This is a genomic window from Actinomadura sp. NPDC048955 (assembly GCF_040649435.1).
Classification (GTDB): domain Bacteria; phylum Actinomycetota; class Actinomycetes; order Streptosporangiales; family Streptosporangiaceae; genus Spirillospora; species Spirillospora luteofluorescens.
This window is the reverse complement of the sequence record NZ_JBEZJI010000035.1, coordinates 1-21,048: the sequence shown is the minus strand read 5'-3', so window position 1 is coordinate 21,048 and position 21,048 is coordinate 1. Positions and strand designations below refer to the sequence as shown.

The window sequence follows — 21,048 nt, the reverse complement described above, 5'->3', positions numbered from 1 at the left end:
GATGTTTCGCCGGGGACCTGATCAGGTAGAGGGCGACTAGAGCGTCACCCATACCCCGGAGGGGCAATGCCGCCGTTCGCCGCCGTCCTGTCGGTACTCGGGCTGGTGGCCGCCCTGGTCGCCGGGGTCTACGCGGTGTCGGCGGCGGTGGCGCCGCGCGGGTTCGAGAGCGGGCCGTTCCTGTCGGGGGCGCGCCCGGCCGAGCACGCGGTGTCGCGGTACCACGTGCGCTGGTACACGGTGTCGATGGTCTTCCTGGCCTTCGACATGGAAATGGTCTTCATGTTCCCGTGGGCGCTCGTCGTCGCGTCGATCGGCGTCAAGGCGGTCGTGGAGATGTTCACCTTCCTGGCGTTGCTGCTGGTCGGCGTCCTCTACGCGTGGCGGGAGGGGGTGTTCCGGTGGGTCTGAGGCGTTCCGCGGGTCTGGGACGGTTCGCCGCGCGGCGCCCGTTCGTCGTCTCGGCGGCGGACGGGACGAGCGACCGGCTCGCGGTCGAGCGCGCGATGCGGGGCCGCCGGTGGCGTCCCGCCCTGTCGCCCGCGGAGACCGGGATGCTCGTGGTGTGCGGGAACCCCGGGCCCGCGCTGGCCGGGGCCGTCGACGTGGTCTGGCGGGACATGCCGGAGCCCCGGGTGCGCGTCTCCGCCTCGGACCTGGAGGGCGTCGCCGGAGGTCCGCGTCCCGCCCTCGACCTGGACGCGGACATGGCCGACCGGGCCGACGACCGGGACGGCCTGAAGTTGGACGTCCTGCATGTGCCGCTGGGGCCCGTGCTGTCGTACTGGCCGGCGGGGTTGCGGGTCGATCTGACGTTGCAGGGCGACGTCGTCCAGGAAGCCGAGGTCACCGCCGTCGACACCGGCGGTGGGACGTTCTGGACGGAGGACCGCCAGGCCGCGTCCCGCCTGGACGGCCTCTCCCGGCTGCTGCACGTGGCGGGATGGGAAGCAGCCGGGGAGCGCGCCGCCGTACTGCGCGACGACGCCCTGGACGGTCCCGCCGACGACGCGCTGATGCGGCGGTTCGCCTCGTTCGCCCGGATGGTCGGGAGGTCGCGCGCGCTGGGGTGGATGACGCGGGGCTTCGTGAAGGAGCGGCTGGACGAGCGGCTCCGCGACATCGGCGCGGCCCTGGAGGGACGGCCCGTCCGGCCGCGCGAGACCTGGGACGAGACGGCCGCCGTCCTGCCGGCGCTCCTCAGCGGGGCGGAACTGGCCCGGGCCAGGCTGATCGTCGCGAGCCTGGACCCCGACCTCGGGGCGGTCGGCGATGGTTGAGGTGCTGGTCCTCGGCGCCCTCGCGGTGGCGGCGGCGTCGTTCGGCGGCGCGCTCGCCGGGCGTCCGGCCGAGCCGTTCCGCGAGGCCGCGCGGCTGCTGACGACGCAGCGGCGCGTCACGGCCAGGGCGGACGTGCTGCTCACCAGGATCGGGGTCGTGTCGCTGCCGGTGGCGGCGGCGCTGGCGGCGCTCGTGGTGCCGTTCGGCGACCGCGTCGCGGTCGGGACGCGGGTCGGCGTCGTCTGGTTCAACGCGATGGAGGTCGTCGCCTGGGGGTCGGTGTGGCTCGCGGGCTGGGGCGTCAACTCGGCGTTCGGGCTGGTCGGCGGGTACCGGTTCCTCGCGCAGGGGCTCGCCTACGAGCTCCCGCACATGTTCGCGCTCGTCACCGCCGCGCTCGCCGCGCACTCGCTCGACCTGCGCGCCATCGGGCACGCGCAGGAGGGTCTGTGGTTCGCGGTCTGGATGCCGGTCGCGTTCGCCGTCTACCTGGTCTCGGCGGCGGCGATGGCGTTCTGGGGGCCGTTCGACCATCCCGTAAGCGATGACCTTGCCGGGGGCGTCCTGCTCGAACTGTCCGGTCCTGACCGCCTCGTGTTCCTGGCGGGGCGCTACGGGCTGCTGGCGGCGGCCTCGGCCGTCGCCGTCCCGCTGTTCCTCGGCGGCGGCGCGGGTCCGCTGCTGCCGGCATGGCTGTGGTCGCTGCTGAAGACGTGCGCCGTCCTGGCGCTGCTGGTCTGGACGCGCCGGCGCCTGCCGGTGCTGCGCATGGACCGTGCCATGACCGTGGCGTGGACGGTCCTGATCCCGGCCTCGGTCCTGCAGGCGCTCGTCGTCGCGATCGTCGTGGTGTGAGGAGGGGGCAGTGGAGGCCGTCGCGTTCTGGGTGCTGGCCGTAGCCGCGGTCGGGGCGGGCGTCGCGGTGTTCGTCGTGGACTCCATGGCGCGGGCGACGTTCGCGCTGCTGGCCTCGTTCCTGTGCGTCGGCGGCGAGCTGCTCCTGATCGACCTGCACTACCTCGGCGTCCTGATCGTCCTCATGATGATCATGGAGATGCTGGTGATGGCCGTCTTCATGGTCATGTACATGATGAACCCGGCCGGGCTGATGCCGATGACGATGCTGCACAACAGGCGCGGCGCCCTCGCCGTCTCCGGGGCCGCCTTCGCCGCGCTGGCCGCCGGGGTGTTCACCGTCCCGTGGCCGCGGCGCGCGGGGCGCCCGCCGCGCGACCCCACGGTGGCGCTCGGCGAGGCGATCATGGGGCCGAAGATGCTGGTCATGATGGTGATCGGCGTCGCCATCCTGGCCACCATGATCGCGACGGTGGTGCTGGCCGCGCACCGGGGCCGCTACGACGGCGGGGACGGGACGCGATGACGCTGGAGGGGTTCCTGCTGCTCGCCGCCGCGCTGTTCTGCGTGGGCCTGTTCGGGGCGCTGTCGCAGCAGTCGATCGTGATGCTGATGATGGGCCTCGAACTCATGATCAACGGGATCGTGGTCGCCGGGGCCGCGTTCTGGTTCTGGGTGTCGCCCGGCAGGGCGGACGGGCAGGTGCTCGTCCTCGTCGCGATCACGGTGATGGCGCTGGAGATGGCGATGGGGTTCGCCGTCGTCACCGCCCTGTTCCGGGCCCGCGACGTGGACATGACCGACGACGCGGGGGACCTCAGGGGATGAGCGCGGCGAGCGGGGACGTCCGCGCGCGGGGAGCGCGCGGATGACGTTCCTTCCCGGGTGGCCGGGCGGCCTCGCGGTGGACGGGTTGTCCGCCGTCCTGCTCGTGACGCTCGGCACCGTCCTGGCGGCGGTCCTCGTCTTCGCGGCGGGGGAGGGGTACGGCGCTCGCTTCTTCGGCCTGATGCTCCTGTTCGCGGCGGCGATGGCCGTCACGGTGACGGCGACCGATCTGGTCCTGCTGCTGATGGGCTGGGAGGTCATGGGCGCGATGTCGTGGGCGCTCATCGGCTACGAGTGGTGGGACGCACGGCGGGTCCGGTCGGCGGGCGTCGCCTTCCTGACGACCCGGGCCGCCGACATGGGCCTCTACGCGGCGGCGGGCTTCGCGGTCGCCGGGGCCCACTCCCTCCGGCTGGACGACCTCGCCGCGGCCGGCGCGCCCTGGCGGGACCTGATCGCCGCCGGACTCGTGGTGTCGGCACTGGGGAAGTCGGCGCAGCTCCCGTTCTCGTTCTGGCTGTCGCGCGCCATGGACGGCCCGAGCCCGGTGTCGGCGCTCCTGCACTCGGCCACGATGGTCGCCGCGGGCGCGTACCTGCTGATACGCGTGCATCCGCTGCTGGCCGCGACGGGCTGGGCCGCCACGCTCGCGGCCTGGGCCGGGGCGGTGACCGCGCTGGTCCTGGGCGCCGTCGCGCTCGCTCAGCGCGACCTCAAGCAGCTTCTCGCCGCGTCCACGTGCGCGCAGATCGGGTTCATGGTGCTCGGAGCCGGCACCGGCGCGCCGGCCGGTGGGACGGCGCACCTCGTCGCCCACGCCGCGGTGAAGAGCCTGCTGTTCCTCTGCGCGGGCGTGTGGCTGGGCGTCCTCGGGACGAAGCGGCTGGACGCGTTGCAGGGTGCGGCGCGACGCCACCGGACGGTCGGCGCGGCGTTCGGAGTGGGCGCGCTCGCGCTGGCCGGTGCCCCTCCGCTGTCGTTGTGGGTCACCAAGGACGAGATCCTCGCGGGTGTCGGCGGCTCGCCGGCCCTCCTCGTGGTGGGGTTCGCGGCGTCCGTCCTGTCGGCCGCCTATGCCGCGAAGGTGTTGCTCGCCGCGTTCCGTCCGATGGGCGGAGGCGGGGTGCTCCGGGTGCCGTTCGCGCAGTCGGCGCCGCTGGTCCCGCTGGCCTTCGCGGCGGCCGTGCTCGGGGTGCTCGGCCTCCCCCCGGTCGCGGACGCCTGGCGGCGGCTGCTCGGCGTGCCGGACGAGAGCGGACCCGGACCGTGGACGGTCGCGCTCTCCGGTGCCCTCGCCCTGCTCACGGTCGGCGCGGTCATGGTCGTCCGGCGGATCCCCGAGCCCGCGTGGGCGCTGCACTGGCTCTGGCTGGAGGACGCCGCCTCAGCCGTGGTCGTCCGCCCGGCGTTCGCCACCGCGCGGGCGCTGGCCCGGTTCGACGACCGGGTGGTCGACGGCGCGGTGAAGCGCGTCGCGCGCGGCGGCCTGGCGGTCGCCGGTCTGGCCGGGCGCCGCGTGGAGTTCCGGGTGGACGGCCTCGTCGCCGCGGTCGGACGCGCGGCGCGCGCGCTGGGCGCCCTGGCGCGGCGCCCGCAGACCGGACAGGTCCACCTGTACTACGCCCAGGCCGCGGTGGTGCTCGCGGTGCTCGTCGTCGTCGCGGTCCTGGCCGGGTGAGCCGATGCTGAATCTGGTGATCTTCCTCCCGCTGGCGGTGGCGCTCGCGCTGCCCGCCGTCCCGCGCCGCGCGGTCCCCTGGACGTGGATCGGCGCCTGCGTCCTGGACCTCGCGCTCGTCACCGGGATGTGGGCGGCGCACGGCACCGGCGGCGGCGTCGCGTACGAGACGAACGTGCGGTGGATCCCGTCCGTCCGAGCCGGCTACCACGTCGGCGTGGACGGCCTGTCGCTGCCGCTGCTGGCCCTGACCGCCGTCCTGTTCGCCGCGTGCGCCGTGTACTCGCTGCGGCAGACCCACCGGGTGCGGGCCTTCGCGATCCTGTTCCTCTTCCTGGAGACCGTCTGCCTGGGCCTGTTCGCGGCTCTCGACCTGCTGCTGTTCTTCGTCTTCTTCGACCTGTCGATCGTCGGCATGTACTTCGTGATCCTGCTGTGGGGGCACGGCGACCGGACGAGGTCGGCGCTCCAGTTCTTCCTCTACACGTTCCTCGGATCGCTCGTCCTGCTGCTCGGATTCATCGGCCTCTATCTCGGCGCCGACCCCCACACGTTCGACATGGTCGAGCTGACCCGGACCCCGCCGCTGAGCGGCGGCCCGGCGGGGCTGACGCTCCTCGCCGTCGGGATCGGCCTCGGCATCAAGACGCCGGTCGTGCCGTTCCACACCTGGCTGCCGCCCGCCCACACCGACGCGCCCGCCGCCGGGTCGGCGATCCTCGCCGGGGTCATGCTGAAGATGGGCACCTATGGCCTCGTCCGGATCGCGATGCCGATGCTGCCCGACGCCTGGCGCCGCCACGCCCTGGTGTTCCTGATCGTCGGGCTGGCCGGCGTCCTGTACGGGGCGCTGGTCGCGCTGGCGCAGGACGACGTCAAGCGCCTGGTCGCCTACACGTCGGTCAACCACATGGGCTACATCGTCCTCGCGCTGGGCGCGGCCGGATACGCCACCGGCGACGCCGACGCGCGGCGGCTCGCCGTGGCCGGCGCGGTCACGCAGATGGTCAGCCATGGCCTCGTCACCGGCGCGCTGTTCCTGCTGTGCGGCGTCCTGTACGACCGGGCCGGCAGCTACGACCTCGGGCGGTTCGGCGGGATCGCGCGCGGCGCGCCCGTCTTCGCCGCGCTGACCGCGGTGGCCGCGTTCGCCTCGCTCGGGCTGCCGGGCCTGTCCGGATTCGTCGCCGAGTTCCAGATCTTCGCCGGGACGATCGGGAGCGGCACGGCGGCGACGGCGGTCACCGGCGCGCTGGCCGTCCTCGGCATCATCGTCACGGCCGCGCTGTTCCTGCGCGTCCTGCACCGCGCCGTGCTCGGGCCGCCCGGGGAGCTGACCCCGCTCGTCACCGACGTGCGCCGCCCCGAACTGGCCGCGCTCGTCCCGCTGCTGGCCCTGTCGCTGGTCATCGGGGTCGCGCCGCGCGTGCTGCTCGACACGATCGAGCCGCTGTCGGCGGCCGTCGTCGCGCTGGTGGGCCGCTGATGAACGAGAACCCCGCCGACCTCGCCCCCGAACTGTGCGTGCTGGCCGCCGCCGTGGCCGGGCTGGTGGCGGGGATGTTCCTGCCTCGCGCGAGGCAGTGGCCGGCCCCGGCGGCCTGCTCGGCCGGGCTCGTCGCGGGCCTGGCCTTCGCGGGGGCCGCGGCGGCCCACCCCGGCCTGATGGCGTTCGACGCCTTCTCCGTCGACGCGATCACGCACGTCACCCGGATCACCGTGCTCGGCTCGACGCTCGCCGTCGTCCTCCTGGCGGCCGGGCCGGTCCGGGGCCATCCGAGGGAGAGCGAGCACCACGTCCTGATCCTGCTGTCCGCGCTCGGGACGATCATGCTCGGCGCCTCGTCCGACCTGCTGGTCCTCGTCGCCGCGTACCTGCTGGCGAGCGTCCCCGCCTACGCCCTCGCCGGGTTCGGCAAGGACGCGCCCGGGACCGAGGCGGCGCTGAAGTACTACCTGATGGGCGCGCTGCTGGGCGTGTTCATGCTCGGCGGCGTGACGCTGCTGTCCGGCGTGGGACGCGGCACCGCCTACCCGGTGCTGCGGACCGGGCTCGCCGGCGCGCCCCCGGCGGCCGTCGCGGTGGGCCTCGTCGCGCTCCTGGCCGGGCTGCTGTTCAAGGCGGGCGCCGTCCCGGGCCACTACTGGGTGCCGGACGTGACCGAGGGAGCCCCGCCCGCGATCGCCGCGTACGTCACCACGGTCCCCAAGATCGGCGCGTTCGCCGCCCTCTACCGCTTCGGCGCGGAGATCTCCCCGGACGGCTGGCCCGTCCTGCTCGCCGTGATCGCGGCGGCGACGATGACGCTCGGCAACCTCGCCGCGTTCGGGCAGGACAACGTCCGGCGCCTGCTGGCGTACTCGACCGTGAGCCAGGCGGGCTACCTGCTCGTCCCGGTCGCGATGGCGGGACGCACCGACCTGGCCCGTCCCGCGCTGCTGTACTTCGTCGCCGCCTACGCGGTGACGAACCTCGGCGCCTTCGCGGTCGTGGTCGCTGCCGGCCGCGACGACCTGGCCGGATACGCCGGCCTGCTGCGCGCCTCCCCGCTCCTCGGCCTGTCCCTCGTCGTCTGCCTGCTCGGCTTCGTCGGGACGCCGCCGACCGCCGTGTTCGTCGGGAAGGTCCTGATGTTCGGTGCCGCGCTGGACGGCGGCCACGCATGGCTCGCGGCGGTGGCCGCCGTGAACACGGTCGCCAGCGTCTTCTACTACCTGCGCTGGATCGTCCCGCTGTTCCGGCGGCCGTCCGTCCCGCCGCCCCCGGCGCGCGGCGCCACCGCGATCGCCGCCGCCGCCGCGCTGCTCTCCCTGGCCCTCGGCATAGCCGGAGGCGCCGCCCTCACCGCCTAGGGGGCGTAGCGCTGGGCGAGGGTGCGGAAGGCGAGCTTCGGCTCGAAGTGGCCGGTCCGCTCGTAGCCGCGGCCCGTCTCGGGCGGCAGCACCTTGACCAGGGAGAACCCGGCCATGTCGAGGTCCCTGGCGGGATCGGGGGAGTAGGGGCCGTCGGGCTCGATGAAGTCGTAGACGAACGCGCCGTACACGCCCTCGGCCTCGTACACGTCCAGCAGCTCGGAGATGTAGCGGGCCTGCGCCCCCTCGTCGCGGACGTAGCCCGGCGGGATGACGGGCGGGTCCTGCGACCAGTCGACGATGTCGAACCCGTCGCCTCCGCGCCTGTCCGCGCCCCGGTAGGTGCAGCATCCGAACTCGGTGATGACGACGGGCTTGCCGAACCGGTGCAGGGCCCGGACGTCCTGGACGTAGGTCGCCTCGTTCGTCTCGTCCCGGTACAGGTCGACGCCCACGACGTCGAAGCCGCGCCAGGCGACCTCCTCCCAGACGCCCGAGGTGTAGGTGAGACGGCCTCCGAACAATGGCCGGACGGTCTTGAGCGCCCGTGCGAGGAACGCGTTCAGCCGCTCGTTGTAGCCCTCGCCCGCCGGGGTCCCGAGGTTGCCCGCGCGCTCCCGCCAGTCCCCGCCGGGCACCAGCCCGTCCATGAAGATCGTCAACTCGCACCCCACCGAGATGCCGACGCCCGGGTGGGTGCGGCGGAGCCCCTCGGCCGCCCTGGCGACGGCGGTGAGGAACCTCAGCGTCGTCCGCGCGTCCCTGTCGAACCGGCGGGCCTCGAACCACACGAACATGCCCTCCCGCGCCGCGCAGCGGGCCGCGAGCATGAGGCGCCCGAGGTCGGAGCCGAGCAGGATGATCGCGTTGCAGTGCAGGTCGCGGCGGATCGCCCGGATCTCGCGCCGCACGTACGCGGGCTTCCACACCTCGCGTTCGGTGTCGTAGTTGACGCCGTGCTGCGGCAGCGGCCGCCCCCGGACGGGCGCGGCCGACGCGGTGCCGGTCATCGCGTCGCAGGCGATCATCGCCGCCCCGGACACGGCGGCCGCCGCCGTGCCGGCGAGCACGGTCCTGCGGCTGATCCGCGCCATGGGTTCCGTCTGTGACAAGGTCTGCTCCTCGCTGGTCGGGCCGCCCGCCACCGAGCCTTCCGGGGGCGGCCGTGCCCGGGCAGCGGCCACCGGACCACGCCCGCGCAGACCAAAGTCGCCGGGCGCGGGGTCCGAAGGTCGATCAGGCGAGCATGCCGTGCCGCTCGGCGAGGTCGAGGGCGGCCTGCGCGGCCGGGGCGAGCAGGTGCCGGTCGCCGCGCCCGACGTAGACGTACTCGTCCACCTCGCCGGCCGCCGCCATCGCGCCCCGGTAGGCGGCGGTGAAGCAGGCCATGCGGACGTGGGCGAAGTCGGGCTGGTCGTGGGCCGGGGCCCGGATCACGCCCAGTTCCCGGAAGGACGTCCGGTCCAGCTCCAGATCCAGCTCTTCGCGGACCTCCCGGGACAGGGCCGACCAGTCGTCCTCGCCAGGCTCCCGTTTCCCGCCGGGCAGGTACAGCAGGTCGCGGCCACGGGACCGGACGGCGAGCATCCGGCCGTCCGACACCTGGATCCACGCGACCACGTCAAGATCTTCCACGACGGCCATTGTCCTCCAGGGCGCCCCGCGGCGCGCGGCCGCGGGCGGCGGACCGTCGCCGGCCGGTGGCCGTATGCTCCGGGGGTGCGCGCCGAAGCCCTCGACCCCGTCCTGCTGCGGACCTTCGTCGCCGTCGCCGACCTGGGCTCCTTCACCGCCGCGGCGGCCGCGGAGGGCTACACGCAGTCGGCCGTCTCCCGGCAGGTCGCGACGCTGGAGGACGTCTGCGGGGTGGAGCTGTTCGCGCGCGGCGCCCGCGGCGTGCGGCCGACGCCCGCCGGGGAGTACCTGCTCCCGCACGCGCGCGCCCTCCTCGACCGGCTCGCCGACACCGCCCGCGCCCTCGACGGGCTGCGCCGGCTCGACACCGGGACCCTGCGGCTCGGCGCGTTCGCCACCGCCAACGCCGTGCTCGTCCCGCGCGCGCTCGCCCGGTTCCGGGCCCGGCACCCGGGCGTCCTGCCGCTGCTGCGCGAGGGCACGACCGAGCGCCTGCTGCCGATGCTGGAGGCGGGCGACCTCGACATCGCGCTGGTCAGCACGCACAAGGTCCCCTCGATCGCCGCCGACGGCCTGGTGGCCCTGCTGGACGACGCGCTGCTCGTCGCGCTGCCGTCCGGCCACCGGCTCGCCGCGCGCGAGCGCGTCCCGCTCGGGGAACTGGCGGACGAGCCGTGGATCGTGGCCGACGACCCGGCGGCGATCGCGGCGCTCCACGCCCGCTGCGAGGCGGCCGGGTTCGTGCCGCGCACACCGCTGCGGGTCGCCGAGTGGATCTCCAAGCTGGGGCTGGTCGCCGAGGGGTTCGGCGTCACGCTCGTCCCGGCGCTGGCGGCCTCCGCCATGGCGCGGGACGGCGTCGTGCTGCGCGCCGTGGCGTCCGGCCGGCCCCGCCGCGCCGTCTACGCGGCGGTGGGCCGGCACGCGCGCAGGTCCCCGCCCGTCACCGCGTTCCTCGCGGACCTGCGGGAGGTGGCCGCCGAGCTCGCCCCCGGGGCAGAGCCGCCGCGCCCCGAGGGCGGGGAGCACCGGCCCTAGGGGACGGCCGCGACGATCTCCACCTCCAGCAGGGCGTCGGGGTGGAAGAGCCGGGACACCTCGACGGTCGTGCTGGTCGGCGGCGGGCCCGTGAAGTACCGCCTGCGGACGTCGCCGTACTCGCGCAGCCGGTCCAGATCGGTGACGAACGTCCGGATGTTGACCACGTCCCCGAACCCGGCCCCGTGCGCGGCGAGGATCCGCTCCAGCAGCGACATGATCACCTCCGACTGGCGGGTCATGTCGCCGGGCTTGTCGACCGCGCCGTCCTCGCCGAGGGCGATCTGCCCCGACACGTACAGCATCGGGCCCTGCGTCACGTAGGCGGTGTGGGAGTAGGCCGGGTTGGGCGGAGCCGGGACGGTGCCGGGGTTGCCGAGCGTCACGCGCATGGGCGGGGTCCTCCTGATGTGGTCGGTGAGGGAGACGAGGTCGTGGCCGCCGAGCCCGGCGGCTAGCGCGGCGTCCGTCCGGGCCCGCACGGCGGGCAGGACGCCCGCGAGCGGGGAGCCGTCCAGGGCGAGGCCGAGGTCCTTGGCCGCCAGAGCGAGCGTGAAGCGCGGCGCGTCGCCGCCGGTGTGCTCCTTGAGGCGGCGGGCCTGAGGGCTGGTGCGCCCGAGCGCGTCCAGGGCGAGGCCCGGGTCGACGCCCAGCCGGTCGGCCAGGGCCAGCGCCTCGCCGAGAACGGCGAAGTTCCCGACGAGCGCGCTGTTCACGACCAGCTTGAGCGAGGCGCCCGAGCCGGGCGGCCCGACGTGCCGGACCTCCCCGAGGACGGCGAGGGCGCCGGCGCAGCGGGCGAGATCGTCCGGCTCGGCGCCGGCGAGGATCACCAGCTCGCCCGCCTCCGCCTGCGGGAGGCTGCCGGAGACCGGCGCGTCGACGTACCCGATCCCCTCGGGGAGCCGGCTCCGGACGCGGTGGACGGCGTCCGGGCCGATCGTCGACATGTCGGCGACCACGGCGCCGGGCGGCAGGGCCGCGGCGGCGCCGTCCGGGCCGAGCAGCACGGCCTCGACGGCGGCCGCGTCGGTGAGCATCGTGACGACCAGCTCGCGGTCCCGGGCCGCCTCGGCGGGCGTGCCGCGGACGGCGGCGCCCGCCTCCGCGAGCGGCGCGGCCCGGGAGGGCGTGCGGTTCCATACGGTCAGGTCGTGCCCGGCGGCGGCGAGGCGCCGGGCCATCGGGACGCCCATGCGTCCCAGTCCGAGAAAGGCGATTCGTGTCATGGCGCGACCGACGCTAGACGCTCAGCACTCATGCCACCAGCGAAGACTTCGCACGCCAGTCATGCGTGGCACGCATGCCTCGATCAGAAGGCGAGGACGGCGGCGACTCCCGCCAGCAGCATCGCCAGACCGGTCGTGATCATGATGGAGACCGGGTCGGCCGCGCCCGCTCCGGAGGGCAGGGCGCGCCGTGCGTGGAAGCTCCTGCGGGTTCGGCGCAGCATCAGCGCGGCCCCGCCGCACACGACCGCCGCCGCGAGGACGGTGCCCGGAGCCGAGGGGGCGAGCCGCACGCACAGCAGCCCCGCGCCGATCAGGGCCAGGGTGGTGCGCGACCACGCCAGCGCCGTCCGCTCCGGCTGCGCGCCCGGGTCCCGGAGTTTCACCGGGTGACCAGCAGCGCCACCAGCAGGACGATCGCGGCGCCCGCCAGCCCGTAGGAGATGACCGGGGCCAGCGCGGGCGGCGGCAGCGTCTCGGAGCGGCGCAGGGCGCGCTCGGTGCGCAGCCACCGGCGGAACGCCAGCACCGCGACGAGGGCGCCGCCCGCGGCGAAGCCGACCGCGAGCACCTGCCGCAGCGGCGAGTCGATCAGGTCGCGGGCCAGGGCGAGGCCGATGCCGCCCGCGATCAGCGCCAGCGCCGTGCGGATCCAGGCCAGGAACGTGCGCTCGTTGGCCATGGAGAAGCGCGGATCGGGGTCGTCGCCCTCGGCGAGCAGGCGGTCGGTCCACCTGCCGCCGGAGGAGCCCGGAGGCGTTGTCGCGGTCATCGCCTTTCATATTAGGCGAAGAAAGTGAAAGCCCTAAAACGGGGGCGTGAATGGCAATTCCGACCGTCTATCCCGGAAATGCCTGGTGGGACGGGTCGGGCGCGGCGAACCGGCGCGCCGAGGCGTCCTCCTGCGCCAGCCGGTGCAGGGACGTGAGGACCTGCTCGTAGAGGATGGTCGAGACCAGCAGCGAATGGACGGTCCGGGCCCGCGGGGCGCCCTCGGCGACCCGTCCGATCTCGTGCTCGGCGACCTCGGCGGCGGCCTTCACGTAGGGGCGCAGGTCCTTGAGGGTGATCGGGAAGCCGAGCCGGCGCAGCGCCACGAACCCGTGCGCCAGCAGGTCGCGGGCGGGGGCGCGGTCGCCGACCCGCCAGCCGAGCTCGCGGACGATGGCGTCGACGTCCTCGCGGGCGGCCCGCCAGTGCGGGTCGTGCGGTGCGGCGACGTGCGGGCCGACCGCGTGCTGGGTGGTGGCGAACAGCTCGTGCATGCCGACCCCGTCGTCCTCGACGGCCTCGATGATCTCCTGGATCGCCGAGATCGACATGTCGCCCACCTCGCGCAGCGCGCTGATCAGCCGGAGCCGATCCAGGTGCCGCCCGTCGTACTCCGAGCGCGTGGCGCTCACCGCCGAGCCCTTCGGCAGCAGGCCCTCCCGGATGTAGAACTTGATCGTCTGGACCGTCAGCCCGCTGCGGTCGCTGAGCTCGGAGATCTGCACGTTGCACCCCCTTGACCGAAGGCAACGGTAGCGAGGTCGGAGGCGCGGAGACCGGCACAATCTCAGGTCCGTCCGGCTTATGGGGATTCGCACCGCGGCCGGATCAGGCCGCGTGTCCGGGACGTCCGGCCGGCACGTTGATCAGGACGCCGTGCGGCGCATGCCCTCGGAGATCTTCTCGGCGGCGGCGGCGACGGGCGCGGCGTGCAGGCGCCCGGGGGAGCGGGTGAGGCGTTCGAGGGGCCCGGACACCGAGACGGCGGCGATCACCCGTCCGGCGGCGCCGCGGATGGGGGCCGAGACGGAGCCGACGCCCTGCTCGCGCTCGCCGACGCTCTGCGCCCAGCCCCGGCGCCGCACGGACGCCAGCGTCGTGGCCTCGAACTTGGCGCCGCGCAGCCCGCGGTGCAGCCGGTCGGGCTCCTCCCAGGCGAGCAGGATCTGCGCGGCCGACCCCGCGGTCATCGGCAGCGCCGCGCCGACCGGGATGGTGTCGCGCAGGCCGCTGGTGCGCTCGGCGGCGGCCACGCAGACCCGCACGTCCCCCTGGCGGCGGAACAGCGACGCGCTCTCGCCGGTGTGGTCGCGCAGCTGGGCCAGGACGGGCTGCGCGATCGCGAGCAGCCGGTCCTCGCCGGCCGCGACCGCGAGCTCGGCCAGCCGCGGCCCGAGGATGAAGCGCCCCTGCGTGTCGCGGTGGACGAGGCGGTGGTGCTCCAGCGCGACGGCCAGCCGGTGGGCGGTGGGGCGGGCCAGCCCCGTCGTCTGGACGAGCTGGGCGAGCGAGGCCGGACCGGCCTCCAGCGCGTTCAGCACGAGCACCGCTTTGTCAAGTACGCCGACTCCGCTAGAGTTGTCCATGCATTGATATTGCCGTCTCGTAATTTGAGATGCAAATCGAGGTGGCCGAGACCGCCCGGGGTGACCGGGACCACGGCGCGACGCAGCGCCGACCGACCAGCACAGGTGAGGTGGAGTGATGGGCCGAACACTGGCCGAGAAGGTGTACGACGCTCATGTCGTACGGCACGCCGAGGGCGAGCCCGACCTCCTCTACATCGACCTGCACCTCGTCCACGAGGTCACCAGCCCGCAGGCGTTCGACGGGCTGCGGATGGCGGGCCGCCAGGTCCGCCGCCCCGACCTGACGATCGCCACCGAGGACCACAACGTCCCGACCACGGACCTGCTCAAGCCGATCGCCGACCCGGTGTCGCGCACCCAGGTCGAGACGCTGCGCAAGAACTGCTCCGACTTCGGGATCCGGCTGCACCCGATGGGCGACGAGGGCCAGGGCATCGTCCACGTCATCGGCCCGCAGCTGGGCCTGACCCAGCCGGGCATGACCGTCGTGTGCGGCGACTCGCACACCTCCACGCACGGCGCGTTCGGCGCCCTCGCCTTCGGGATCGGCACCAGCGAGGTCGAGCACGTCCTCGCCACGCAGACGCTGCCGCAGATCCGGCCGAAGACGATGGCCGTCACGGTCGAGGGCGCGCTGCCCGAGGGCGTGACCGCCAAGGACCTGATCCTCGCGATCATCGCACGGATCGGCACCGGCGGCGGCCAGGGCCACATCGTCGAGTACCGCGGCGAGGCCGTCCGGTCGCTGTCGATGGAGGGCCGCATGACGGTCTGCAACATGTCCATCGAGGCCGGCGCCCGCGCCGGGATGATCGCCCCGGACGCGACCACGTTCGCCTACCTCAAGGGCCGCCCGCACGCCCCGCAGGGCGAGGACTGGGACCGGGCCGTCGAGTACTGGACGTCCCTGCGCACCGACGACGACGCGGTCTTCGACCGGGAGGTCGTGATCGACGCGGCCGAGCTGACCCCGTTCGTCACCTGGGGGACGAACCCCGGCCAGGGCCTGCCGCTCGGCGGGTCCGTGCCCGACCCCGCGTCCTACGACGACCCGGCCCAGCGCCAGTCCGCCGAGCGCGCCCTGGAGTACATGGGCCTGACCGCCGGGACGCCGCTGCGCGACATCGCGGTCGACACCGTCTTCGTCGGCTCCTGCACCAACGGGCGCATCGAGGACCTGCGCGCCGTCGCGGGCGTGCTGGAGGGCCGCAAGGTCGCCGACGGCGTCCGGATGCTGGTCGTCCCCGGCTCCATGAAGGTCAAGAAGCAGGCCGAGGAGGAGGGGCTGGACGCCGTCATCTCCGCCTCCGGCGCCGAGTGGCGCGAGGCCGGCTGCTCGATGTGCCTGGCGATGAACCCCGACAAGCTCACGCCCGGCGAGCGCAGCGCCTCCACGTCCAACCGCAACTTCGAGGGCCGGCAGGGACCGGGCGGGCGCACCCACCTGGTGTCGCCCGCCGTCGCCGCCGCCACCGCCGTCACCGGCCACCTGGCCGCGCCCAGTGACCTCGGCGAAGCCGCCGGGGGGTCTGGGGGGTCGTCCCCCCAGAACGAAGCCGACCTCTAAGGAAGCACGATGGAAGCGTTCACCACCTACGCCGGGCGCGCGGTGCCGCTGCGCCGCAGCAACGTCGACACCGACCAGATCATCCCGGCCGTGTGGCTCAAGCAGGTCAGCCGCACCGGATTCGACAAGGGCCTGTTCTCCGCCTGGCGCGAGGACCCGGACTTCGTCCTGAACCAGCCGCGCTACGAGGGCGCGGGCATCCTGGTGGCCGGGCCCGACTTCGGCACCGGATCGTCCCGCGAGCACGCCGTCTGGGCGCTGCAGCAGTACGGCTTCCGCGTCGTGATCGCGCCGCGGTTCGGCGACATCTTCCGCAACAACTCCACGAAGATGGGCCTGCTGCCGGTCGTCCTCACGGGCGAGCAGGTCGAGGCGCTGCAGAGCGCGGTCGAGAAGGACCCCGCCCTGGAGATCACCGTCGACCTGGGCGAGCGCGAGGTCCGCTGGGGCGCGGACACCGCGACGTTCGAGATCGACGACTACACCCGCTGGCGCCTGATGGAGGGCCTGGACGACATCGGCCTCACGCTGCGCCACGCCGAAGCGATCGGCGACTTCGAGGCCGCCCGCACCGCGCTGCTCCCCACCACGGTCTAGCCCGCGGAGGTCCACGGCACACCGCCCTTGGCGCCGGATATCGGGAGGTATCCGGCGCTACGGGCGCGCCCGAACGTACCCCGGGCGAGACGGTCGGCATGGGCGCGGGGGAGAATCACCCTAGTGAGCAACGAACGCCGACCGTTGGGGGACTCCAAGTGAGCACGGCCCCGTGGACAGGGCCAGAGTGGGACGATCCGACGTTGACGCAGCTCGCACGCCAGTTGCGTGACGCTCATCGCGCCGTGGCGCCGCTCCCGCCCCAGGACCGGCAGCGGCTCATCCGGCACCTGCTGGCGATCACCGATCTGGCCAAACGGGACGCCGAACTGGCCGCTCGCAGGCTGGACGCGTTCCTCGCCGATTTCCAAGAGGGGCCCGACGTCGGTTAGCGTGCGCAGTGGCCGGATCTGGTCCGGTCACCGGGCGAGACGGGGGCGAGACCGACAAAAACGCCAGCGACACGCCATCGTTTGCGTGCAGGTGATTGTGTCCATGGTGGTGGTCCCTTAGTTTCGTTCGGGCAAGGGGGGAACTAGAGGAGTAACCCATGAACAAGCGTGAGCTGGTCGACGCCATCTCTGACCGGCTGGGCAGCAAGAAGGCCGCAGCCGAGGCCGTCGACGCCATCCTGGAGGCGATCCAGACCGCCGTCGCCAAGGGCGACAAGGTCGCGATCACCGGGTTCGGTTCGTTCGAGAAGGCCGACCGGCCTGCCCGCACGGCCCGCAACCCCGCAACGGGCAAGACCATCGAGGTTCCGGCGACGTCCGTGCCGAAGTTCAAGGCGGGCGCCGACTTCAAGAACCTGGTGGCCGGCAAGAAGTAGTGCCTCACCGCGTCAGCGCCCGGGACCGCAGGGTTCCGGGCGCTGACGCGTTCCCGGGCCCGGCCCGGCCGCGCCTGCCCGGGACGTCTGTGCGGAGCGCCCCGCTCAGGCGGGCGGGGAGGGCAGCGGGAAGGTCGACAGCGTCACCACCGAGACCCGGTCGCCGTCCAGCGCCAGGTTCACCCGCTGGCCGAAGCGCAGCAGCCGCAGGCCGCCCGCCGCGAACGCCTCGGCGTCGAAGGGCAGTTCCGTCCCGTCGTCGAGGAGCACGCTCCCCGAGCGGGTTCCCGCGTCGAACGCCTTCACCGTCCCCTGCATGCCCCAGACTCTAGGCCAACGAGGGCAGGCGGGACGCGACGGCCGTGGTGCGGGGACCGGCGCCCAGGGCGAGCGCCGCGCGGAGGTCGTCCGGTGTGTCGACGTCGCGGCGTACGCTGTCGGTGCCGGGCAGCAGGATCTCCCGGGCGCCGCGGGCGCGGTGGGCGGTCCGCGAGCCGCTTCCGAACGCGGGGGAGAACGGGACGCCCGGGCGGGCCGTGTAGAGCGTCGTGCCGACGCCGGCCGCGTCCGGCACGAACGCCTCGGGCACGGCGCCGGCGGCGTCCAGGACGCGCGCGAGTTCAAGAGGCCGCAAAGCGGGCAAATCAGCCGAAAGCGCCCCGACGCCGGCGTCGGGGGCCAGCTCGCGGCCGCGGCCGGCGCCGTAGACCAGGGCCGGGTTCAGGCCGGCATCCGGAACGTCCGGAACGATCCGGGCGCCGAGGGCGGCGAGCTCGGCCGCCGGAAGGGGATCGTCGGTGACTACGATCACGTCGCGGACCCGGTCGCAGCGCAGCGCGGCGGCGACCGTGTCGGCCGCGACCGCGAGCGCCAGAGCCTCACGGTGCGGCCCGGCCGCCGCGGACATGCGGGTCTTGGCCCTGGCGAGGACCTTCACGGGGACGACGAGCGACCACCGGAGCGGCGGCGTCCCGTGCGCTTGCGCGGGGGGTGCTGGTGTAGACATGGCAACTCGACACTATGCGCACGCAACCGCGACACTTGAGGACACCCCAGGTTCACCTGTGGGACGGATCGAGGGAGGGGCGAGATGAGCGGACCGAAGCAGGGGGCCGCCCCCTCGCAGGAGGGACGCCCGGGCCACCGCTACTCGCCGGGATGGCGCACGCTCACGATCGTCATCTTGCGCCCGCTGCTGTACGGGCTGCTCAGGCGCGACTGGCGCGGCCGGGGCAACGTCCCCAGGAAGGGCGGCGTCATCATCGCCGCCAACCACATCTCCGAAGCCGACCCCCTCGCGCTCGCCCACTTCGTCTACGAGTCGGGCCGCTACCCCGTCTACCTGGCCAAGTCCACGCTGTTCGACGTGCGGTTCATCGGGGCGGTGCTGCGCGGTACCGGCCAGATCCCGGTCTACCGCGACAGCGCCGACGCCTCCCTCGCCCTCAGGGACGCCGAGAAGGCCCTGCTGGACGGGGAATGCCTGATGTTCTACCCGGAGGGCAGCTGCACCCGCGACCCCGAGCTGTGGCCCATGACGGGCCAGACCGGCGCCGCGCGGATGGCGCTCAAGACCGGCGCCCAGGTCGTCCCCGTCGCGAGCTGGGGCGCGCACGAGCTGATGCCGTACAAGAAGGGCGAGCAGAAGGGCCTCGCGGGCAGCCTGAAGAAGGGCGTCCACCCTCTGCCGCGCAAGAGGATGCAGGTGATCGCCGGGCCGCCCGTCGACCTGACGCGCTACGCGGGGCTCCCGCTGGACCGCGACACCCTGCGCGCCGCCACCGACGACATCATGGCCGCGATCACCGCCCTGCTCGGCGAGCTGCGCGGCGAGGAGCCCCCGGAAGTGCCCTTCGACCACCACAAGGTCCTGGAGGAGCGCCGCCGCGCCGCGCAGGAGCAGGCGGCCGAGACGGCCAGGGGCGCGGTCCCCGAGCAGGCCAGACCGTCCGGGCCCGAGTCCGCCCGCGCGGCCGAACCGAAGGCGGCCGACTCGTGACCTTCCGTACCGCGGTGATGGGCTCCGGCTCCTGGGGCACCACGTTCGCGATGATGCTGCACGACGCCGGCGGCGAGGTCGTCCTGTGGGGACGCCGGCCGGAGGTGGTCGAGGGCATCAACGAACGGCACGAGAACGCCGACTACCTGCCGGGCGTCCCGCTCCCCGAGACCGTCCGCGCGACCCTGGACCCGGCGGAGGCCCTGCGCGGCGCCGACTTCGTCGCGCTCGCCGTCCCGGCGCAGACGCTGCGGCACAACCTCGGCGGCTGGGTCCCGCTGCTGCCGCGCGAGGCCGTCCTGGTCAGCCTGATGAAGGGCGTCGAGCTCGGCACCACCCGCCGGATGTCGGAGGTGATCCGCGAGGTCGCCGACGTCCCCGAGGAGCGGGTCGCGGTGTTCAGCGGCCCGAACGTGGCGCGCGAGATCGCCACCGGCGAGCCCAGCGCCGCCGTCGCCGCGTGCGTGGACGAGGACGCCGCGCGCGGCCTGCAGGCCGCCACCATGACGTCCTACTTCCGCGTCTACACCTCCACGGACGTGATCGGCGTCGAGCTGGGCGGCGCGGTGAAGAACGTCGTCGCCCTGTGCGTCGGGATGTCGGTCGGGCTCGGGTTCGGCTCCAACACCCAGGCGCTGCTGATGACCCGCGGGCTGGCCGAGATCGCCCGGCTCGGCGCCGCCCTCGGCGCCGACGAGCACACCTTCGCGGGCCTGGCCGGCATGGGCGACCTCGTCGCCTCCTGCGTCTCGCCGCTCGCGCGCAACCGCACGTTCGGCGAGAACCTCGGCCGCGGCATGACGCTGGACGAGGTCATCGCCGTCACGAAGCAGACCGCGGAGGGCGTGAAGTCGGCCGAGGCGGTGCTGGAGCTGGCGCGCAAGCACAACGTGGAGATGCCCATCACCGAGGCCGTCACCGACGTGCTGCACCGCGGCGTCCCGATCAAGGAGGCGGCGATCTCGCTGATTTCGCGGTCTCCCAAGCCCGAGCGGTACGGGGTGTGACGGAATGACCGCGCACCGCGCCCGGTTCGCTCGTGGCCGACCCGTGCTGATCACCGGTAGGGTCGGGCGTCATGTCCCAGGTTTCTAGGATCCGCGTGGCGGTGGTCTTCGGCGGGCGCAGCTCAGAGCACGCGATCTCCTGCGTCACCGCGGGAGCCGTCATGGCCGCCATCGACCGGGACCGGTACGAGGTCGTGCCGATCGGCATCGCCCGCGACGGGCGCTGGGTGCTCCCGCCCGCGGACCTGCGCCTGGCGATCGAGGGCGGCCGGCTCCCGGAGGTGACCGCGGAGGGCGGCGTCCTCGCGCTGCCGTTCGACCCCGACAGCCGCGGCCTGATGGTGGTCCGGCCGGGCGAGGTGCCCGCGACCCTCGGCGACGTCGACGTGGTCCTGCCGCTGCTGCACGGCCCCTACGGCGAGGACGGCACGATCCAGGGGCTGCTCGACCTCGCCGGCATCCGCTACGTCGGCGCCGGCGTGCTGGCCAGCGCGGTCGGCATGGACAAGGGGTTCATGAAGCTCGTCTGGCAGGCGCGCGGCCTGCCCGTCGGTCCCTACGTGCTGGTCGGCGACCGCGAGTGGCGGCGCGAGCGCAAGCGCAAGCTCGACGAGATCATCAGGGAGCTCGGCCTCGCCGACGGCACGCCGGTGTTCGTCAAGCCGGCCCGCGCCGGGTCCAGCATGGGCATCACCCGCGTCACCGACGAGGCCGGCCTGGAGGCCGCGGTCGAGACGGCCCGCGAGCACGACCCGAAGGTCATCGTCGAGGGCGCCATCGAGGGCCGCGAGATCGAGTGCGGCGTCCTGCAGGGCGTGGACGACGGTCCGGCCGAGGCCAGCCTGCCCGCCGAGGTGCTGATGGCGGGCGAGCACGACTTCTACGACTTCGAGACGAAGTACCTCGACGGCTCCACCACCATGGCCGTGCCGCCGGACCTGCCGCCCGCGGCGATCGAGGAGGTCCGCCGCATCGCCGTGCAGGCGTTCGACGCCCTCGACTGCGAGGGCCTCGCCCGGGTCGACTTCTTCCACACGCCCGACGGCCGCTGGATCCTCAACGAGATCAACACGATGCCGGGCTTCACCCCGGCGTCGGCGTTCCCGCAGATGTGGGCCGCGACGGGGCTGGACTACCCCGCGCTGGTCGACCGGCTCATCCAGACGGCGCTCCAGCGCTCGACGGGGCTGCGCTAGCTGTACTTGGCCATGATCTTGGTGACACCTGACCGGTAGGTGTTTGATCAGCAAGAAGACCTCCGGGCGTAGTGGAGTTTGCACGCTTCACCAGCA

Annotated in this window: 25 protein-coding genes; 16 read left to right on the top strand and 9 right to left on the bottom strand. The window is 73.9% G+C overall.

Annotated elements, in window-relative coordinates:
* Nucleotides 1-66: 66 nt before the first annotated feature.
* From AB0C84_RS28505 to AB0C84_RS28470, 8 genes are read left to right on the top strand one after another with little or no spacing between them, the layout of a single operon-like run.
* A complete protein-coding gene (locus AB0C84_RS28505) occupies nt 67-411 on the top strand; it encodes an NADH-quinone oxidoreductase subunit A (RefSeq protein ID WP_179843387.1) in 345 nt (114 codons plus the stop codon).
* On the top strand, nt 402-1,280 hold the full coding sequence (locus tag AB0C84_RS28500; protein WP_361072395.1) for a hypothetical protein: 879 nt from the start codon (nt 402-404) through the stop codon (nt 1,278-1,280). Before AB0C84_RS28505 ends, AB0C84_RS28500 begins: the two co-directional genes overlap by 10 nt.
* Entirely contained in the window at nt 1,273-2,136 is an 864-nt protein-coding gene (locus AB0C84_RS28495) for a complex I subunit 1 family protein (protein WP_361072392.1), read from the top strand. The genes AB0C84_RS28500 and AB0C84_RS28495 overlap by 8 nt, the downstream gene beginning before the upstream one ends.
* Before the next feature lie 10 nt (nt 2,137-2,146).
* On the top strand, nt 2,147-2,662 hold the full coding sequence (locus AB0C84_RS28490) for an NADH-quinone oxidoreductase subunit J (RefSeq protein ID WP_258938480.1): 516 nt from the start codon (nt 2,147-2,149) through the stop codon (nt 2,660-2,662).
* On the top strand, nt 2,659-2,964 hold the full coding sequence (nuoK, locus tag AB0C84_RS28485) for an NADH-quinone oxidoreductase subunit NuoK (protein ID WP_179843384.1): 306 nt from the start codon (nt 2,659-2,661) through the stop codon (nt 2,962-2,964). Before AB0C84_RS28490 ends, nuoK begins: the two co-directional genes overlap by 4 nt.
* A 40-nt stretch (nt 2,965-3,004) precedes the next feature.
* Nucleotides 3,005-4,642 carry a proton-conducting transporter membrane subunit gene (locus tag AB0C84_RS28480; protein ID WP_361072389.1) on the top strand — a complete coding sequence of 546 codons (1,638 nt, stop codon included), beginning with the start codon at nt 3,005-3,007 and terminating at the stop codon, nt 4,640-4,642.
* 4 nt (nt 4,643-4,646) lie between these two features.
* On the top strand, nt 4,647-6,128 hold the full coding sequence (locus tag AB0C84_RS28475; protein ID WP_361072386.1) for an NADH-quinone oxidoreductase subunit M: 1,482 nt from the start codon (nt 4,647-4,649) through the stop codon (nt 6,126-6,128).
* Nucleotides 6,128-7,495, top strand: coding sequence for an NADH-quinone oxidoreductase subunit N (locus AB0C84_RS28470; RefSeq protein WP_361072383.1), 1,368 nt, complete (start codon nt 6,128-6,130; stop codon nt 7,493-7,495). Before AB0C84_RS28475 ends, AB0C84_RS28470 begins: the two co-directional genes overlap by 1 nt.
* On the opposite strand, the gene AB0C84_RS28465 is transcribed toward AB0C84_RS28470, so the two are convergent.
* Complete coding sequence (locus AB0C84_RS28465; protein ID WP_361072380.1) at nt 7,492-8,607, bottom strand: hypothetical protein; 1,116 nt, start codon at nt 8,605-8,607, stop codon at nt 7,492-7,494. The genes AB0C84_RS28470 and AB0C84_RS28465 overlap by 4 nt on opposite strands.
* A gap of 124 nt (nt 8,608-8,731) precedes the next feature.
* Nucleotides 8,732-9,130, bottom strand: coding sequence for an NUDIX domain-containing protein (locus AB0C84_RS28460; protein ID WP_258938485.1), 399 nt, complete (start codon nt 9,128-9,130; stop codon nt 8,732-8,734).
* Nucleotides 9,131-9,214: 84 nt separating this feature from the next.
* Here AB0C84_RS28460 and AB0C84_RS28455 point away from each other — a divergent pair, with 84 nt between their 5' ends.
* A complete protein-coding gene (locus tag AB0C84_RS28455) occupies nt 9,215-10,168 on the top strand; it encodes a LysR family transcriptional regulator (RefSeq protein WP_361072377.1) in 954 nt (317 codons plus the stop codon).
* On the opposite strand, the gene AB0C84_RS28450 is transcribed toward AB0C84_RS28455, so the two are convergent.
* From AB0C84_RS28450 to AB0C84_RS28430, 5 genes are all read right to left on the bottom strand, one after another.
* Nucleotides 10,165-11,397 carry an NAD(P)-binding domain-containing protein gene (locus tag AB0C84_RS28450; protein WP_361072374.1) on the bottom strand — a complete coding sequence of 411 codons (1,233 nt, stop codon included), beginning with the start codon at nt 11,395-11,397 and terminating at the stop codon, nt 10,165-10,167. The genes AB0C84_RS28455 and AB0C84_RS28450 overlap by 4 nt on opposite strands.
* A gap of 83 nt (nt 11,398-11,480) precedes the next feature.
* Nucleotides 11,481-11,783: a DUF202 domain-containing protein gene (locus AB0C84_RS28445; protein ID WP_179843378.1), complete on the bottom strand. Its 303-nt coding sequence runs from the start codon at nt 11,781-11,783 to the stop codon at nt 11,481-11,483.
* A complete protein-coding gene (locus AB0C84_RS28440) occupies nt 11,780-12,169 on the bottom strand; it encodes a DUF202 domain-containing protein (RefSeq protein WP_179843377.1) in 390 nt (129 codons plus the stop codon). Before AB0C84_RS28440 ends, AB0C84_RS28445 begins: the two co-directional genes overlap by 4 nt.
* Nucleotides 12,170-12,236: 67 nt before the next feature.
* A complete protein-coding gene (locus AB0C84_RS28435; RefSeq protein WP_361072369.1) occupies nt 12,237-12,893 on the bottom strand; it encodes a MerR family transcriptional regulator in 657 nt (218 codons plus the stop codon).
* Nucleotides 12,894-13,034: 141 nt separating this feature from the next.
* Complete coding sequence (locus AB0C84_RS28430; protein WP_179843375.1) at nt 13,035-13,754, bottom strand: IclR family transcriptional regulator; 720 nt, start codon at nt 13,752-13,754, stop codon at nt 13,035-13,037.
* A 118-nt stretch (nt 13,755-13,872) separates the two neighbouring features.
* Here AB0C84_RS28430 and leuC point away from each other — a divergent pair, with 118 nt between their 5' ends.
* The 4 genes from leuC to AB0C84_RS28410 all read left to right on the top strand — a co-directional run bounded on the left by leuC (nt 13,873) and on the right by AB0C84_RS28410 (nt 16,750).
* Nucleotides 13,873-15,324 (top strand): 3-isopropylmalate dehydratase large subunit, encoded by a 1,452-nt coding sequence (leuC, locus tag AB0C84_RS28425; RefSeq protein ID WP_361072365.1) that lies wholly within the window; start codon nt 13,873-13,875, stop codon nt 15,322-15,324.
* 9 nt (nt 15,325-15,333) lie between these two features.
* On the top strand, nt 15,334-15,921 hold the full coding sequence (leuD, locus tag AB0C84_RS28420; protein WP_361072362.1) for a 3-isopropylmalate dehydratase small subunit: 588 nt from the start codon (nt 15,334-15,336) through the stop codon (nt 15,919-15,921).
* Between the two features lie 203 nt (nt 15,922-16,124).
* Nucleotides 16,125-16,313, top strand: coding sequence for a hypothetical protein (locus AB0C84_RS28415; RefSeq protein ID WP_246395863.1), 189 nt, complete (start codon nt 16,125-16,127; stop codon nt 16,311-16,313).
* Between the two features lie 158 nt (nt 16,314-16,471).
* A complete protein-coding gene (locus AB0C84_RS28410) occupies nt 16,472-16,750 on the top strand; it encodes an HU family DNA-binding protein (RefSeq protein WP_026403810.1) in 279 nt (92 codons plus the stop codon).
* Nucleotides 16,751-16,855: 105 nt separating this feature from the next.
* On the opposite strand, the gene AB0C84_RS28405 is transcribed toward AB0C84_RS28410, so the two are convergent.
* Both AB0C84_RS28405 and cofC read right to left on the bottom strand, forming a co-directional pair.
* Entirely contained in the window at nt 16,856-17,068 is a 213-nt protein-coding gene (locus tag AB0C84_RS28405; protein WP_179843371.1) for a hypothetical protein, read from the bottom strand.
* A gap of 10 nt (nt 17,069-17,078) precedes the next feature.
* Nucleotides 17,079-17,756, bottom strand: coding sequence for a 2-phospho-L-lactate guanylyltransferase (cofC, locus tag AB0C84_RS28400; protein ID WP_361072358.1), 678 nt, complete (start codon nt 17,754-17,756; stop codon nt 17,079-17,081).
* An 84-nt stretch (nt 17,757-17,840) separates the two neighbouring features.
* Here cofC and AB0C84_RS28395 point away from each other — a divergent pair, with 84 nt between their 5' ends.
* From AB0C84_RS28395 to AB0C84_RS28385, 3 genes are all read left to right on the top strand, one after another.
* Nucleotides 17,841-18,749: a lysophospholipid acyltransferase family protein gene (locus tag AB0C84_RS28395; RefSeq protein WP_361072354.1), complete on the top strand. Its 909-nt coding sequence runs from the start codon at nt 17,841-17,843 to the stop codon at nt 18,747-18,749.
* A gap of 17 nt (nt 18,750-18,766) precedes the next feature.
* Nucleotides 18,767-19,756, top strand: a complete 990-nt coding sequence (locus AB0C84_RS28390) for an NAD(P)H-dependent glycerol-3-phosphate dehydrogenase (RefSeq protein WP_179849280.1) — start codon at nt 18,767-18,769, stop codon at nt 19,754-19,756.
* A gap of 71 nt (nt 19,757-19,827) precedes the next feature.
* Nucleotides 19,828-20,952: a D-alanine--D-alanine ligase family protein gene (locus tag AB0C84_RS28385; protein WP_338741285.1), complete on the top strand. Its 1,125-nt coding sequence runs from the start codon at nt 19,828-19,830 to the stop codon at nt 20,950-20,952.
* The last annotated feature ends 96 nt before the right edge of the window (nt 20,953-21,048 follow it).

Coding starts and splice junctions, on each gene's coding strand:
- AB0C84_RS28480 (WP_361072389.1), top strand. CDS start 3,005: ATGACGTTCCTTCCCGGGTGGCCGGGCGGCCTCGCGGTGGACGGGTTG.
- nuoK (WP_179843384.1), top strand. CDS start 2,659: ATGACGCTGGAGGGGTTCCTGCTGCTCGCCGCCGCGCTGTTCTGCGTG.
- AB0C84_RS28430 (WP_179843375.1), bottom strand. CDS start 13,754: ATGGACAACTCTAGCGGAGTCGGCGTACTTGACAAAGCGGTGCTCGTG.
- AB0C84_RS28495 (WP_361072392.1), top strand. CDS start 1,273: ATGGTTGAGGTGCTGGTCCTCGGCGCCCTCGCGGTGGCGGCGGCGTCG.
- AB0C84_RS28470 (WP_361072383.1), top strand. CDS start 6,128: ATGAACGAGAACCCCGCCGACCTCGCCCCCGAACTGTGCGTGCTGGCC.
- AB0C84_RS28390 (WP_179849280.1), top strand. CDS start 18,767: ATGGGCTCCGGCTCCTGGGGCACCACGTTCGCGATGATGCTGCACGAC.
- cofC (WP_361072358.1), bottom strand. CDS start 17,756: ATGTCTACACCAGCACCCCCCGCGCAAGCGCACGGGACGCCGCCGCTC.
- leuC (WP_361072365.1), top strand. CDS start 13,873: ATGGGCCGAACACTGGCCGAGAAGGTGTACGACGCTCATGTCGTACGG.
- AB0C84_RS28405 (WP_179843371.1), bottom strand. CDS start 17,068: ATGCAGGGGACGGTGAAGGCGTTCGACGCGGGAACCCGCTCGGGGAGC.
- AB0C84_RS28450 (WP_361072374.1), bottom strand. CDS start 11,397: ATGACACGAATCGCCTTTCTCGGACTGGGACGCATGGGCGTCCCGATG.
- AB0C84_RS28385 (WP_338741285.1), top strand. CDS start 19,828: ATGTCCCAGGTTTCTAGGATCCGCGTGGCGGTGGTCTTCGGCGGGCGC.
- AB0C84_RS28475 (WP_361072386.1), top strand. CDS start 4,647: ATGCTGAATCTGGTGATCTTCCTCCCGCTGGCGGTGGCGCTCGCGCTG.
- AB0C84_RS28395 (WP_361072354.1), top strand. CDS start 17,841: ATGAGCGGACCGAAGCAGGGGGCCGCCCCCTCGCAGGAGGGACGCCCG.
- AB0C84_RS28410 (WP_026403810.1), top strand. CDS start 16,472: ATGAACAAGCGTGAGCTGGTCGACGCCATCTCTGACCGGCTGGGCAGC.
- leuD (WP_361072362.1), top strand. CDS start 15,334: ATGGAAGCGTTCACCACCTACGCCGGGCGCGCGGTGCCGCTGCGCCGC.
- AB0C84_RS28440 (WP_179843377.1), bottom strand. CDS start 12,169: ATGACCGCGACAACGCCTCCGGGCTCCTCCGGCGGCAGGTGGACCGAC.
- AB0C84_RS28505 (WP_179843387.1), top strand. CDS start 67: ATGCCGCCGTTCGCCGCCGTCCTGTCGGTACTCGGGCTGGTGGCCGCC.